Source organism: Rhodovulum sp. P5, from assembly GCF_002079305.1.
In the GTDB taxonomy this organism is placed as follows: domain Bacteria; phylum Pseudomonadota; class Alphaproteobacteria; order Rhodobacterales; family Rhodobacteraceae; genus Rhodovulum.
Genome location: NZ_CP015042.1, coordinates 25,717 through 40,637 on the forward strand (window position 1 = coordinate 25,717; position 14,921 = coordinate 40,637).

The window sequence follows — 14,921 nt, forward strand, 5'->3', positions numbered from 1 at the left end:
TTCAGACCCCCTGGCCTTCTGTCACTGGCAGTTTGATCAGATAACCGCGCGCCAGCTTCTGTTTGACCAGGTCGGAAAGCGCAGATTCAGCCTCGGTTTTTGTCGCGTACCAATCGTGGCGATGTCGCCCCCAAGTCCCAAAGCGACCCCATTGCCGATGGACGCCGTGTTGGCCGAAGAGGTCTTTGGTCAGCTCCATGGAATAGAACCGGTTCATATTAAGGGAGGGATCAATACGGCGCATATCAATTTGCATCGATCTCTTCCTCGGTCATTGGGACATAGTCGATAGAGACCCGTTCAAGGCGAGGTTCCTTTTGCTCAAGACCCCACCGGCGTTCCGTGTAGAACTCAAGTGCTTTCCGGGTTCTGGCCTCAAGCACATCTGAGGTGAACCCAAATTCAATGCGGACCACGCGCTGCTGCGCCTCAGTCAATCTTGAATGCGGTTTGAGTTTCAGGATGGCCCAAGTGAACCAATCGTCATCTCGGGGCACTGCCTCGGCTGGCTTGGTTCTTGCGAAAGACTGATCAGGGTCTATGCGAGCAGGATGGAAGTCACGGAAACCCTCACGTTCAAAACACCAGGCTCGTACGTGAAGCCTAACGCCATCAGAAGCGAACCGAACAGGTGCAATCCAGCGAGTCATCGGTTCTGGATCTCGCATCGATTGATAAACGATCCTCGTTGCCTCTTTCGCCCTGAAGGCACGGTAGAGCGGCCGTAAGACACGCAGGTCCTGAGTGCGTTGCAAATCTGGCAACCTATCGAATGCGGAAAATGGTGCGCCAACCAAGAGTTGCTCCAACTCCATCGAGGACGCCTTGCCACTGAGCTGTTCAAAGCTGTCATGGGCAAGGTATTGGCGCGACGACGCATCATAATGCAGTGCGTCTTTTGGCGCTTCAGCGAGGTAAGCCCGAAAATCGAGAGCGGCCTGTGCATTCGAAATACCAAAACGCTTGATCAAGGAAGCGCGAGTCGCTGCCCCGTCCCAGAAAAACAATCTGTCGAGGTACTCCAGGCGCGCACGTTGGGCGTGTTTGACGTCTTCGAAGGGCATGGGGGAAGGATATCTTGACTCTCTACAATTGTCCATATAATTTTTACATGTGTAATAAATGACGGTGCGACATGAGACTACTTCATACGGCAGATCTGCACCTGGGGCGGCAGTTCATGGGGTTGAGCCTCGAGGAGGATCATGAGGTTATCCTGGGTCAGATCCTTGAAGCGCTTGTGGTCGAACGAGCCGATGTTCTTGTCATCGCGGGGGACGTTTTTGACCGTGCCTCTCCGCCCAATTCATCGATCCGGCAGTTCAATCGCTTCCTCAAGCGTGTAGCAGAGGAGACCGAAGCCGCTGTGGTGATGATCTCTGGAAACCACGATTCTGGCGACAGGATCGAGGCTATGTCTGTCTTTTCCACCGCGTCTCGTGTGCTGGTGCGGGGGATTGCCGATGCGGTGGAAGCGCCGCTGGTGCTGCGTGACGCGCAGGGCGAGGTCGCCTTTTCCGCACTGCCCTTTTCCTATGAATACGCCGCACGCGAGGTGTTCAGGGATGAAAGCATTAATGCGCCGGCGGAGGTAGTTGCCGCCCAGATCGCTGCGGCAAGGAGGCAGGTGCCTGATGGAGCGCGTTGGGTCGTCGTGGCCCATGCTTTCGTCGCGGGGGGTGCGGTCGGCGAGACCGAGCGCGCCCTGACGCGAGTCGGAGGCATAGAAACTGTTCCCTCCGATGTCTTCGATGGGGCGGACTATGTTGCACTGGGGCATTTGCACAAGCCGCAGGAAGTGAGCGCTAGCCATATTCGGTACTCCGGCGCACCGCTTGCTTTCGGTTTCGACGAGGCGGGAAACGAAAAATCCATGACCGTCGTCGATCTGAAAGCTGAAGGGGTCGAGATCCGCATCGTACCGTTCCGACCGATCCGGCAGGTTCGCTCGCTTACCGGGGCATTCTCGGATCTCCTGGAAGGAACGCCGTCTGACGATTTCATCCAGGCTATCCTGACGGATGAAAACCCTCTGATCGATCCGATGAAACGGTTACGCGCGACCTATCCCAATGCTTGCCATCTGGCCTATGCCCGGCAGGAGCGCGCTGCGGAGACCAAGGCGCTCGGCAGCGGGCGGGCCGCGGTCACGCCGATCGAGATGATTGGCGACTTCGTGAAGGTTGTGCGCGGCCGGGAACCAAACGCCACCGAAGTCGCGATCGTCGCGGAAAAGCTCCACGCGGTAACCTCCGGGGAGGAGCAGACATGAGACCCATTCGCCTATCGCTTCAAGCCTTCGGGCCATTTGCGACAACCGAGGTAGTCGATTTCCGGTCCGCGCTGGAGACGGGTCTGTTTGGAATTTATGGTCAGACCGGCGCGGGAAAGTCGACGCTGTTTTCGGCGATGTCCTTTGCGCTCTTCGGGGCGCCGACCAAGACTGATCAGGAACCACGTTCACTACGCTCGGATCACGCCGCGGCGGATCTACCTACCGAAGTCGAATTTGTCTTTGAGCTGGGCGCCAAGACCTACCTGATCCGTCGTCGTCCGGTGCAGGAACGTCCGAAGGCCCGCGGTGAAGGGACCACTGAGGACGCGGCGGAAGCCTCGTTGTTCGACGTCACCGGGATTCCGGTGGACACTCTTGGTCCGAGTCAATCTGGCAGTGTCATTGCGGAAAAGAAGGTCTCGCTAGTAGGGCAGCAGGTCGAGGCGCTGCTTGGGTACGGGGCAGATCAGTTTCGACAGATCGTGCTCTTGCCGCAAGGTAAGTTCGAGACGTTCCTAGCCGCAAAAACGGATGCGCGGGTCGAGATATTGCGGGATCTCTTCGACGTGAAGATCTATCGCGATCTCGCCGCACGGCTGAAGGAAGAAGCCTCAGAGGCAGAACGATCGTTGCGCGACCAGCGCGCTCTCTACGTGGCTCGACTTGAGGAACGTGGTTTTGAGAGCGCCGAAGCGCTGGAACTCGGAATTGCCACAGCCGAAGCCAAAGTCGAAGAAAAGCAAGGCATTCAGCGCGGCGCGGAGATGGCCAACGAAGCCGCGCGCAAAGCTCTGACCGAAGGCGAGCAAGTCGAAAAGGCATTTTCTGCTGTCGACACGGCACAGCAGGCATTCGATGATCTAGAAAAGAAAACGGGCGAGGTCGAAGAACTGGCCAAGCGGATTGAGGCTGTCCGGAATGCCTTGCAGGTCCGTGATCTTGAGACGGCTTGGCGCGATGCAGAGCAGGAAAGCCGGAATGCGGTGGAGGCTGTCACGAAGGCCGAGGCGGAACTCAACATCGCCGCCGGCGCGCAGGAGGTAGCGGAAAAGAAACTTGTTGAGGTAAAGTCGGGCGAGGAGCGGCGGCAGAAAGTTCAGGCTGACCTGACAAGGTTGGAGGCGATCGAGGACCAGGTCGGGCAGGCAGCGGATCTTAGAAGCGCGTTTGACGACGCCGCGAAGGACGAAGGTTCGGCGAAGAAGGCTCTGACCGAGGCCATAGATGCCCGAGAGAAGCTCAAGTCTCAGCGCGATGCGACCGATCTGGCACTTGATCAAGCGCGAAAGACCGAAACGGTGCGAAGCCAGCTGACCGGTGAGTTGGCCGAGGTCAACCGAGAAAGAGTCAAGGCAGCGGCGCATGTTAAGGCGCAAGAGGCTGTCGCGGATGCTCAACGAAATGTTGAAGCGGCATCGAACGAACTGGCGACAAGAACCGACGCGGCGCAAGCCGCTGATGCGGCATTGGTAGATGCCGAGGCACGGCTTTCGCGCACGCAAGCGATCATTCTGGCCGAAAAGTTGACCGAAGGAGCGCCCTGCCCTGTCTGTGGCTCCCATGATCATCCTGCGCCTGCCCATGGTGCGCCCGCACAATCTGGTTTGACCGAAGCGTTTCGGAGTGCGCAGGTTCAGGCGAGAACTGCCTCCGAAGCCAGAGTTCGGGCCGAAAGCGAACTCGGCAATTTTCGAATGCGGCTCGACGAAAAGAAGCGGGCGCTCGAGGAACAGGAACGTCCTGAGCGCACGTTGGCGGAACTCGAAGTTGAAATCGCACGGCTTGAAGGCGACGTCGCCGCGCTTGGAGAAGCGGTCGATTTAGACGCGATGGCGGAGCAGTTGGCCCAACTCAAGCTGAAACTGACTGAGGCTGAAGCTGCCGAGGCTACGGCGCGCACCGCTGCGGGAAAGGCCGAGACCGATCTTGCCGGCGCGCGCGCCAAGCTGGACACAGTGATCGAGGCCCTGCCGGAAGGTCTGCGCACGCCCGAGGCGGTTGTCGCTCGACGGGAGGCTTTACAGAGAGAGCAAAGGCAATTGTCCGAGGCGCTGGAAGTGGCGACGCAACAGGACCGAGCCGCCAGTGAAATGCTCACCCGTGCGCAAGAGCAGCTTGAAGCAGCAAAGCGGGCTCGCGACGCGCAGCAACAGCGCGTGAAAAAGGCGCAAGATGATTTTGGTGCTCGGCTTGCCGAGGTCGGGCTGGACAAAGCGGGATATGATGCTTGCAAGGCGCATTTCCCGACCCTCGATGCCGACCAGAAGACGGTATCCGATCATCGTGTGGGCCTGATCTCGGCTCGCACGACATTGCAGAACGCCACAGCCGCTTGTGCAGATCGTGAACGCCCGGATCTTGCCCCGCTTCAGCTGGCGTTGGCAGACGCCACCCAGACCGTGAACGCGGCCAATGCTGCACTCGCCACAGCGAAAACGGATGTATTGTCACTGACCAAATTCAAGGAATCGCTTGCGGCGGCGCTGGCCGAAACCGAGCGGCTTGAAACCGAGACCGGTCCGCTCCGGGGGCTGGCCGATCTGGCTAACGGCAAGAACGATTTCAAGATGACACTCGAGACCTTCGCGATCGGTGCAATGTTCGACCAGGTTCTCGAGGCGGCGAATATGAGGCTCGACCCTATGACACGTGGGCGCTACCGGCTGACGCGCGGGCTCGAGGCATCTGGCGGTCGCGGCAAGCGTGGGCTCGAAATCGAGGTCTTCGACATCAACACCGGTAAGGCGCGCCCGACAGCCACGCTGTCAGGCGGCGAGACCTTTATCGCGGCTCTGGCCCTCGCGCTTGGGCTAGCTGATGTGGTCGAGAGCCTTTCGGGCAAGATCCGGATGGACACAATTTTTATCGATGAAGGCTTCGGGAGCCTCGACACCGAGAACGGCGCGGGCACGTTGGATCAGGTGATCCAAGTTCTTGCTGCGCTGACAGAGGGCAGCCGGGCCGTCGGCCTGATCTCGCACGTCGGGCTGGTGCAGGAGGCTATTCCACAAGGCTTTTACGTGCGCTCGACCCCAAGCGGCAGCCGGGTCGAGGAAAGAACGGGTATGGGATGACGGACCGCTGGTATTACCGGAAGGCACACACCCGCCGTCTGTCGTCAGGGCGCACGGTATCCGTCCGCGGCGGTTGGGCAGTTCGGGGCGATGGTGAAAGCAAGAGGGGCGCATCGTTCAGACGGACTTGTCCGATATGTGGGGCGCTGATCGTAAGCGTGGGCATGCCCAGAGGAGGGTGGGTCCATTTTGAGGGCGGCAAAGGCCTGACACGAATTAAGCACCCTTGTCTGCATCTTGGCGAGGGTCTGAGCAGGCGGCGCGACGAGGAAACACCGGATCTTTTCGAAAGGCTGCCATAGCTCGTTGCCGGATCACACAGAGCGATTTTGACCAAGACACCTAGGTCGATATGCAAACCACCCTTTGGCGACATCGATGAACGTAAGCATTGGCGGTGGGCGCTCCTGCCTCAATGAACCGAGAATGTCCCCGTCGCTGGATCTGATCACAACGGTCTAGTCCTTGATCCGCCACATTCTGAATCGTCCTTGTTGCGTCACTTCTCGGATCAGGCCTCGCTCTTCCATCCATGCGAGGTTCCTTTGAACAGCCGCGCGACTTGCGCCTGTTAGGGCCTCCGCCATCGGGGCCGACACCAAAGGCCACTCTGTCAACACAGACCGAAGAGCGGCCGGAGTTCTGCCCGAAAGCTGAGACATGGCTCCTTCCGCCCGAACACTCCATGTTTGGGTACCATCTAGATGACGCATCGCCGTTAGAATTGCGCTGTTCATCCCATACAACCAGCGTGCCAAGCGTTCGGTTGGCAAACCCGAGACACGCAGCCCCCCTGCCCCGCCCATAGCCAGCGGCGCGAAGACGGCGCCGCTTCCGTCGCAGGCCGCGATCCTGGACGCGGTGACGGCGGCTTCGATCTGGTCGCCGTGCTGTCCGAGTCCCGCCAGACTCCAGAGATGAAAGCCCATGCAAGCTCGGGTGATTGGGTGGAACTCGGCTGCGGCTGTCATTACTTCCAGCCATCCGCCCGCACGATCTTCGAAACGCTCAGCGCTGTCTTCAATGTTCTCGGGATCGCGGCGATCCAGGAAGGCGGCTAAGTCAGCCTTCGGTCCGGGACCGCCTGTCAGGCGCCGAACAGCCCATCCAACTCTTGCAAGGGCATTTGGGTCATCCTGTGCGCCCGAGAGCCGCATCGATATCCAGAGCGCCAGACGATCAGAACTCACCCGATCCCCTGCGAACCAGCTGAGGTTCGCTGCCTCGATCAAAGCGAGGCGATGCCGCCAGCCTTCCGGGCCGCGCAGCAGCCGGTCATCCAGAGCACCCAGACGTCCAGAGACCCGTGCCAGTCGCGCAGCGTGAACGCTTTCTGCCTTTGCCCAGTCTTCGATGACAGCAGTGTCGGGCGGTTCCGCACGTGGCCCAGGAGGCAAATCATCCGGTTCTTCCTCGAGTGGTCCCGGCAGAAACCAGAGATCCTCTTCGTGAGTCTCTTCATCCTCCTCGATGGTGATGAGGGGGTCATCGAAATCATCAGTCAAAGCGGATGCTTGAGGTTTCATATGTGCAAAATACTGTTCTTTTGCACATTACCCAAGTGATTTTGTCGCGGTTGCCTTTGCTCTTTATATAGTATGCGCGCGCGATTGCCGGTGAAACCTCTCAGATCGCCCTCAGCACAAGGAAACCAAGGGTTTTTGGACGAGCACGACGAGCGAGCACCTACTTGCACTCGTTTACAATCGGTCGTTTAATTGCGCTATCTTAAATTGTAAACAGGCCGGTTTCATGCCCTTGATAGGCTACGCCCGTGTTTCCACTGAGGATCAGACCCCCCTGCCCCAGTCGGAGGCCCTTCAATCTGCGGGATGTTCCGAGATTTTCGAAGAGCACGCCTCCGGCGGCAATCGCGCGCGGCCTGTGCTCGCCCGCGTGCTCGAACGGGTTCAGAGCGGCGACACGCTGGTCGTCGTGCGGATTGACCGGCTGGCGCGATCCTTGTCGCATCTGCTGGAGGTGATCGAGCGTCTGGAGGCCAAGGGCGCGTTTTTTCGCTCGCTCCAGGACCCGATCGACACGGCATCGCCCCAGGGCAAGTTCACGTTGCAGGTTTTGGGCGCTGCGGCTGAGTTCGAACGTGCTCTGATCCGCGAGCGTACCAAGGCGGGTCTTGCCTCTGCGCGCGCCAAGGGTCGCGTTGGTGGCAATCCTGGGCTTCGCACCAAGGACCCTGAAGCGCTGCGCAAGGTGCGGCTGGCGCGACAGGACGGCTACATGGAGCGTTTGAACGAGACGGCACAAGATTGGGTGCCCCACGTGCGCCGGTTGCGACCCGACTTGGCTTGGGAGGACGTGCTGCGCATCATCAACGGCCCCTTGCCCGAGGCGCGTCGCTGGACCCAAAGCCGCCTGCTGCGCGCTGTGAAGGCCTATGTCCGCGACGGCTTCCTGCCTGCCGAGGTGCTGGCCCGCGCCGGGCGCCGCGAAACGGACGATCGCCTGCCCGCCATTATTGCTGGCATCAAGGGCGCAGATCCTGACATCACGCTTCAAGCGATCTGTGAACGGCTGGAATCTATGCGCGAACGCACGCCCCGTGGCCGAACGAGATGGCAGCCGTCTTCGGTGAAAATGCTGTTGGAGCGGGCGGAACGACTTGGCCTCATGCCGTACGAATCGAGCCAAAATCAGATGTAGCTTCTGACCCGAATCCAAAAAATTTCACCGGGAGAAAACTCCGCAGGAGGCAGAAAGTGCCATTAGTTGCTTGGGGTTAGCTGCTAATGTGCCAACTCAACAGAGTGGCGGCTCGATTTGGTTAGATCTGCATTTAATATATATATATCAATGACTTGCTGAGTTTTTTACACGGCAACACCTATAGGTGTTGTGGATAACTTTCACACTACATTTAGATTCTTCTTGCCGGACTCACTGGATCGTGGCATTCCCATTCTGACGGCAAAACGCGTCAGACACGCTGTACACCGTCAGAATGACTAAGAGCCTCAACAGAGGCCGAGAGTGGGCGGCAGGACATGGATGATCGTAACATTGGATACACGCAAGGCATAGGCTCTTCCGATATCGGAGCATTTGCCGACAATCTGGCTGAGTCTTTGGATCGCCAGATGAAGATCGCTTTCGAACCCGAAGAACGAAAGTCCCTACGCCGCTTCAGTTCCACCGAAGTCGCCGGCCTCCTGCGCGTAAGCACATCTAACCTGCGCAACCGGCACAAGGACGGCAGCTTCCCGGAAGTGCATACAGACAACCGCGGACACCGGTTCTACACAGCCCAAGAGATTGATGAGTTGCGCGATGTTCTTGGACGCACTGGAAAGAACGCAGAAAGCTACCGCCCAGGTCGACGTGATGGCGATCGTCTCCAGGTGATATCCGTCGTCAATTTCAAAGGCGGTTCATCAAAGACTACTGCAACGATTCATCTTGCGCAAAGGTATGCCTTGCGCGGTTACCGCGTGCTGGTCCTAGACCTCGATCCGCAAGCAAGTTTGACCACGTTTTTCGGCTTTCGGCCCGAGCTTGAGTTCGCCGATGGCGGCACAATCTATGATGCTTTGAGATATGAGGACCAAGTTACTCTCTCGAACGTCATCCAAAAGACCTATTTCCATAAGCTCGACATGGTGCCCGCCGGTTTGATGCTCTCTGAGTACGAAACCGAGACCGCAAACGCTCTCGCCCGTCGCGTACAGCCCATCTTTGCAGAGCGCCTCGCCTTGGCGCTTGAAGAGGTTGAGGCAAACTACGACATCGTCCTGATCGACTGCCCGCCTCAGCTTGGGTTTCTAACCCTGACTGCGCTGGCAGCCTCGACGGGGCTTTTGGTTACCGTGGTACCTGGCATGCTTGACATCGCATCCATGAGCCAATTCCTGAAGCTTGCTTCAGAAACGGTCAAGGCCGTGGAGGAAGCCATCGGTCGGCGTGTCACATGGGATTTTGTCAAGTTCCTGATTACCAGATATGAACCGTCGGACGGTCCGCAGACCCAAATGGCAGGCTACCTGAGATCAATTCTGGCAGGTCAGGTCATGACAGAGCCGATGCTGAAGTCTACGGCGATCTCCGACGCGGGGATGACCCAGCAGACCGTCTACGAAGTCGATCCAAGCCAATTCATCAGAAAGACAATTGATCGCGCCCTGACCAGCGTGAATGGCGTTGGCGATGAGCTAGAGCAGACGATCCAAATGGCATGGGGGCGTCGCTGATGGCCCGAAACATCTTCAACCAGCCTCCAAGGAATGAGACGGAGAGCGGAGCCCCCTCCCCTACCCCGCCAAAAGCGGCAAAGCTGCCGGGATCTGTTGGAGGATTGCGCGACTCTTTGCGCGAGATCACAGCAAACTCGATTCGCGATATTGAACCCGATCAGATTGACATGGATGGGCTGCGCGATCGGTTGGTGCTGGAAGATTCCAGTATCGATGAGTTGGCCGAGAGCATTCGCAAGCATGGCCAACAAGTGCCCATCATGGTCCGTCCATCAGCCCAACCGGACAGATACCGCATCATCTACGGCCGCCGCAGGCTTGCGGCGATCCGTAAGGTCGGTGGAACGGTCAAGGCAATTGTTCGAACCTTGGACGATGACGCATCTCTGATCGCTCAAGGCCAGGAGAACAACCTCAGGCTTGATCCGTCTTTTATAGAAAAGTCTCTTTTTATCAAAGAGATGCAAGAATCCGGGTACAAACCCGGTGTCATTCAAGATGCTCTAGGTCTGACCCGGCAAGGCGTATCCAACCACAGGGTCGTCATAGAACAACTGCCAGACGGTCTTGTTCAACTTATCGGGCCAGCACATGGGATCGGACGACGGCAGTGGGGTGATCTAGCTGCCTTGTCGGTGAAGGTAGATTTGGTGGACATCGCCAAAGAGGCGCTCGCCGCCCTGCCCGACGACACTCCTAGTTCCGAAAAGTTCCAAGCGGTCTATTCGGCTTGCTCGAGCAAAGCACGTAGCGACAAGAAGCCGCCCAATCGTGGGCTGACTTCGGTCATCAATGATGAGAACGGCAGGTCATTGGGCACGCTGACAATCGATGAGAAGGCGATCGCGCTCAAGGTCACCAAGAAGGACAATCCAGAATTCGGCCAATGGCTCGAAGAGCACGCGGAAGCTACGCTTTTGCAACTCTTCGTACAGTGGCGGAATGAGAGAGGCTCTGGGTCCTAACCCAGGCCACACAGAGCAACACGAGCAGAGGAGAAAAGCGAAGACCCGAAAGAAAAGAGCCCCCCAAAGTTTCCCCTGGAGAGCCCTCATCATCTGATTAGCATCTTTGATGTAGCAACCTCCAGCATACCGGTCAAGAGTCACCGATTCGGTGGACTGATATTTTTTGCCTTTTTCCGCGAAAATTCGAGGAAAGAGACGGGGAAGTTGTGGGCCGAACGGTCGTCGTGAACAAGCCATGGCATTTACAAAACTCTCGATCGAAGCCGCAGGTGCTGATGCAACCCGCGGCTCATTTCCCCCATCTGAAACCGACGTCTGGACCATCTTCAGAGCCCTGAGAGATGCACGCAGCGTGTTTGGTCTACGTCCTGGCCACATACAGACACTTCAAGCAATGCTCAGTTTTCTGAAACCTGGCCATGGCGAAACGGTTTTTGCGTCTAACAATTCACTTTGCCAGCGCGTTGGCGGAATCGACGAACGGACACTCCGGAGGCACATCAACCGCTTCGTTGAACTCGGATTCATCAAGCGCAATGACAGCTCGAACCGAAAGCGCTACCGCGTTCGCTCATCCGGCGGGGAGTGCATCAGTTATGGATTGTCTCTCACCCCCCTGCTCAAACGTGCGAGCGAGCTTATAGCCATCGCGCAAGAGATGGAGAATAACCGGCGAGATCGGATATTTGTCCGCAAACAGATCCTTACAAAGCTCGCCCATTTGGAAGAGCACGATCCTAGCAACGCATTCATCAACCACGCACGGAAAGCTCTACGCAGGAAGCTGAGCCTCCCCGAATACCACGCTCTGCTCGCCAATACAGATGCAGAATGCCAGAGTTTGTCTACCCCAGATGACCCGCCTGAAACTATGGAATTGCCCGCCAATGACGGACAAACTGTCCGGCATCAATCTAAGTCTGAAGAAGAAAAAAAAGATTTAGATAGCAACCTAGGCCTTGAGACCCTGAAACCAGACTTGCTGACCTCAGTCTGCGATCAGGCGACATCCTTCTCCACAGAAAGACTTAGAAACTGGTTGGACATTGAAAACCATGCTCGAACACTTGCACCCATGATGGGCATTCACCCAGAGACTTTCGAGAAAGCCAAGAATGCTGTAGGAGCTCAGAAAGCGTCATGCGCGATCTTCATCATGCTACAGCTTGGAAAACGCATCAGGGATTTTGGAGCGTATTTTCACAGTATCACCCTGGGTCAAAGGCAAAACCAATTTGAACCATTAGCTTTGATCAAGCGACTGTCCGAAAACAATGAGCGAACTGTCTAATGTCCACCGCGGTGGACTTCGAACGAGAAGCGGCGCTTGTGGCAACCAAAACTGTCCAAACGCACCTAGCGGCGCGTGGTGGTTCTTCAGTTTATCTCAGACCAGCAGATGTCCACCGCGGTGGACAAGTGACACACGAGCAAGCCTTGATGAAAATCTGGCCACCCATGGAAGAAATCGGCGGCCAGGCATTACACCCTAAATGCCTAAAGTTATTGTGGGAGGTCACCGTCTCCAAAGAGGTTTGGAAAGAGCCGCTCTCGATAATCCAACGGAAACGCCAACCGAACTGGCGTCTTCGGCGAGGCGGAAGTCAGGTATCCGGCGGCGGTCAGTTTACTCAGCGTGTTGCGAGCAGTACGCTCGGACGTCTTGAGCACAATCTGCGCATCGCCTCGTTCCAGTGCCCCATGCCGAAGAACCGCCGAGATTAGTTCCGGCGCTCGCTTGTCATCGATGGTATCTGCAACAAGACGACGATACCGTTGGTCTAATCCGCCGAGATCGAACAATCTTGCTGAGAAGGTGATCTGGTCGAGCGTCACCTTTAGGAACCATTCACTGAACGTCTTCAGTGCCGCTTCTGACAGGTTCCCACGCCCGTCGCGGTCTCCGCGGCGAGGACTGTCGGCCAGATCCATCATCCGTTTGTACTCGCCCCGATCGGTCAGTCCGCGGGCCAGCCCTCGCGATACGGACCAGAGCCCCTGGCCACCGATCCCCGCTGTGAGGGCCATGGCATGAGACATCAGTCTGCTGACACGGCCGTTACCATCCGGGAAAGGGTGGATGTAGTTGAGCCGGTGATGTGCAGAGGCGATCGCGATGATCCGTCCGCTCGAAGACCGCGCCGCAATCTGAAATCGCTTGTCGAAATGGTCCATGAATGCCGCGACGCGCGACGATGAAGGAGGTAGGTGGCGCCCGACCGCAACTTCCCGATCGTCATCCTGGCGCATGCGTCCCGGAACGATGGGCTCTTGTGTGCCGTCGGGATGTTCGATGACCCGAAACTCTTCCGGCATCTCGTCGTAAAAGCTCTTATGGACCCACGTCAGGAATTCGGCGGATGTGGGCCGGGGCAGGGTGCCTATGCGATGCATCTCATCGATGGCCCGTTGAACGATGACGTGCGCCCGGGCCTCAAGGGCGAGAGGACGGGTTTCTTCCTCAAGCTCGGCACCAGCCAGCGCCCTTTCGATGTCGCGGGGGCGCGTGTTGTGTCCTTCGATCAGGTTGGAGTAGTAGCAGTTCATCACACGGACGAGATCGGCAAGTTCGGCTGCGCTGTCAGGATGCAACCCTTGTCCCAGCCCGGTGGCTTCCCTCTGGATGTCGACCGAAAGGTCTGCCAGTTCTGTAGGAATATGTTCCTCGAAGAAGCAGGGTTCGATCCTGGCGGGTGTTTCCAGCATTTTGCCGATCTTCCATATTTGCAAAGTAGTTGAAAAATAAACACATTTCGCACTTTCAAGCAAGGTTTTGCCGATATGCGTTGCCGATCTTGAGCGCCGATCTAGAATTGCTGCATGAAATCAATGGCTTCGGCAGATGCGCCGGGCTTTTCGGTTTTGTTGTGTGCCCAAAGGGGCCGGAGAAAGTGAAAGTGTTCTTCGGGTTTTGTGACTGACGGATGAGGGCCTTTGGGGTCCCTCAGATGGGTCCGGGCCGGGTTCCGGTCTGCCGTTCCTTATGAAGGGCATTACCATGCAAACAGGTGTCTTGCGCGTGTTGCGCGCCACCGCTGCCTCGTGGTGGCGACACAAGGAACTACGCCGAGCCGGCCAGACGGGGCAGGCACAACGGCTCGAGCGCGAGACTGTCCTGCGTGACCTCGGCTATCTCAGGCAGGCGGCGACATTGCCGAATGCCCATGTGATCTGCGGAGAGGGCGGGACGATCATTCACCTTGGTTGGACCACCGTGTCGACCTTCGCGCCGATCGAGCGCTTTCCCTTGGCCACCCTTGCGGTCGCACGAGGGACGCCCTTCATCGATATCCGACCTGTCACCGATGTCATCGCCATCGCGAACCTGCCGCGGGTGGCGCGGGACGGATCGGTCGACCCTGAACCTTGGGGCTCTGGCAGTTCTGTATCGCTGCTCACCTACATCGACATGGTCGAAGCTCTCGGTGCCAGGATCGCCAACGATCCGCGCCCCAGTCGGTCCACCTGATCCCTATTCCCTCTCACCAAAACTCGAAAGGAGGCCAGCCATGGCCCGATCCCGCACGCCCAAATTCGATGCCTCCGAGGTCATCACAAACGAAATCATCCGCATCATCGAGCGCGGCGTCCTGCCGTGGCGCAAGCCCTGGACCGCAGGTGGCAGCTCTCGCCCCCTGCGCGTGGGCGGTGAACCCTACCAGGGGGTGAACAACTTCCTGCTGACGATGCGGACCGTGATGGCGGGCCACAGCTCGCCCTTCTGGATGACGCTGCCGCAGGCCAATGCGTTGGACGCAAAGGTCCGCAAAGGCGAGAAGTCCTCTGTCGTAGTCTATTACGGTCAAAGCCGGAGAGACGCCGGTGATGAGCATGATCACAGCGACGGGGATGATCACTCCGAGAAAGCCCGCATCTTCCGCTTCCAGAAATCCTACCGTGTGTTCAATGCCTGCCAGATCGAAGGCTTGCCCGACAGCTTCTACCCTGACCCGGAGCCCGTGCCCGAGCATCCGCCGTCCGAGCCCATCCCGCACATGCAGGCGTTTTTCGATGCCATCGACATCACAACCGTCTTCACGGGCACGGAGGCGTACTATTTGCCGCCCGTGGACAAGGTTTACATGCCGTCCATCACGCGGTTTCAGGACCCGCGCAATTTCTACGGGGTCTGGGCCCATGAGCTGGCCCATGCCACGAAAGCCCCCCATCGACTGAACCGTGATTTCGGGCTTTCGAAGTTCGGCAACACGGCCTATGCCCGCGAAGAGATCGTGGCGGAACTGACCTCGGTGTTCCTGGGTCAGACGCTCGGCTTCACGGCGCATACGCTCGAGATGAATGCCGCCTACCTCCACAACTGGCTGCGCTAATGACGAGCTCGTCATTAGCGCAGTTATCGCGAGGATGGGATAATGTGGAGGAAGTCTGCCAAGGCCCT

The 14,921-nt window shown here is 57.9% G+C and carries 11 protein-coding genes and 1 pseudogene; 8 read left to right on the top strand and 4 right to left on the bottom strand.

Annotation, left to right across the window (positions count from 1 at the left end; genetic code table 11):
* Window position 1 precedes the first annotated feature (1 nt).
* Entirely contained in the window at window positions 2-256 is a 255-nt protein-coding gene (locus RGUI_RS20670; protein ID WP_081536358.1) for a WGR domain-containing protein, read from the bottom strand.
* Entirely contained in the window at window positions 246-1,064 is an 819-nt protein-coding gene (locus tag RGUI_RS20675) for a WYL domain-containing protein (protein WP_081536359.1), read from the bottom strand. The genes RGUI_RS20670 and RGUI_RS20675 overlap by 11 nt, the downstream gene beginning before the upstream one ends.
* A gap of 71 nt (window positions 1,065-1,135) precedes the next feature.
* Here RGUI_RS20675 and RGUI_RS20680 point away from each other — a divergent pair, with 71 nt between their 5' ends.
* Entirely contained in the window at window positions 1,136-2,272 is a 1,137-nt protein-coding gene (locus tag RGUI_RS20680) for an exonuclease SbcCD subunit D (RefSeq protein WP_081536360.1), read from the top strand.
* Window positions 2,269-5,349, top strand: a complete 3,081-nt coding sequence (locus RGUI_RS20685) for an AAA family ATPase (RefSeq protein WP_081536361.1) — start codon at window positions 2,269-2,271, stop codon at window positions 5,347-5,349. Before RGUI_RS20680 ends, RGUI_RS20685 begins: the two co-directional genes overlap by 4 nt.
* Before the next feature lie 458 nt (window positions 5,350-5,807).
* Here the strand turns inward: RGUI_RS20685 and RGUI_RS20690 are convergent, their stop codons facing one another.
* On the bottom strand, window positions 5,808-6,875 hold the full coding sequence (locus tag RGUI_RS20690) for a hypothetical protein (RefSeq protein WP_081536362.1): 1,068 nt from the start codon (window positions 6,873-6,875) through the stop codon (window positions 5,808-5,810).
* A 226-nt stretch (window positions 6,876-7,101) separates the two neighbouring features.
* Between RGUI_RS20690 and RGUI_RS20695 the strand changes: the two genes are divergently transcribed.
* The 4 genes from RGUI_RS20695 (at window position 7,102) to repC (ending at window position 11,813) form a co-directional block, all read left to right on the top strand.
* The gene (locus tag RGUI_RS20695) at window positions 7,102-8,010 is read left to right on the top strand and encodes a recombinase family protein (RefSeq protein ID WP_081536363.1); all 909 of its coding nucleotides are present in this window, start codon (window positions 7,102-7,104) and stop codon (window positions 8,008-8,010) included.
* Window positions 8,011-8,351: 341 nt separating this feature from the next.
* Entirely contained in the window at window positions 8,352-9,551 is a 1,200-nt protein-coding gene (repA, locus tag RGUI_RS20700; protein ID WP_081536364.1) for a plasmid partitioning protein RepA, read from the top strand.
* A complete protein-coding gene (repB, locus tag RGUI_RS20705; RefSeq protein WP_253799375.1) occupies window positions 9,551-10,519 on the top strand; it encodes a plasmid partitioning protein RepB in 969 nt (322 codons plus the stop codon). Before repA ends, repB begins: the two co-directional genes overlap by 1 nt.
* Window positions 10,520-10,757: 238 nt before the next feature.
* A complete protein-coding gene (repC, locus tag RGUI_RS20710) occupies window positions 10,758-11,813 on the top strand; it encodes a plasmid replication protein RepC (protein ID WP_081536366.1) in 1,056 nt (351 codons plus the stop codon).
* A gap of 212 nt (window positions 11,814-12,025) precedes the next feature.
* Here repC and RGUI_RS20715 read toward each other — a convergent pair whose 3' ends face one another.
* Window positions 12,026-13,228 (bottom strand): Fic family protein, encoded by a 1,203-nt coding sequence (locus RGUI_RS20715; RefSeq protein ID WP_081536367.1) that lies wholly within the window; start codon window positions 13,226-13,228, stop codon window positions 12,026-12,028.
* A 292-nt stretch (window positions 13,229-13,520) separates the two neighbouring features.
* Between RGUI_RS20715 and RGUI_RS20720 the strand changes: the two genes are divergently transcribed.
* Together RGUI_RS20720 and RGUI_RS20725 are read left to right on the top strand one after the other, a co-directional pair.
* Window positions 13,521-13,991, top strand: coding sequence for a hypothetical protein (locus RGUI_RS20720; RefSeq protein WP_172841233.1), 471 nt, complete (start codon window positions 13,521-13,523; stop codon window positions 13,989-13,991).
* A 40-nt stretch (window positions 13,992-14,031) separates the two neighbouring features.
* A pseudogene (locus RGUI_RS20725) lies at window positions 14,032-14,850 on the top strand (ArdC family protein); the annotation flags it as partial.
* Between the last annotated feature and the right edge of the window lie 71 nt (window positions 14,851-14,921).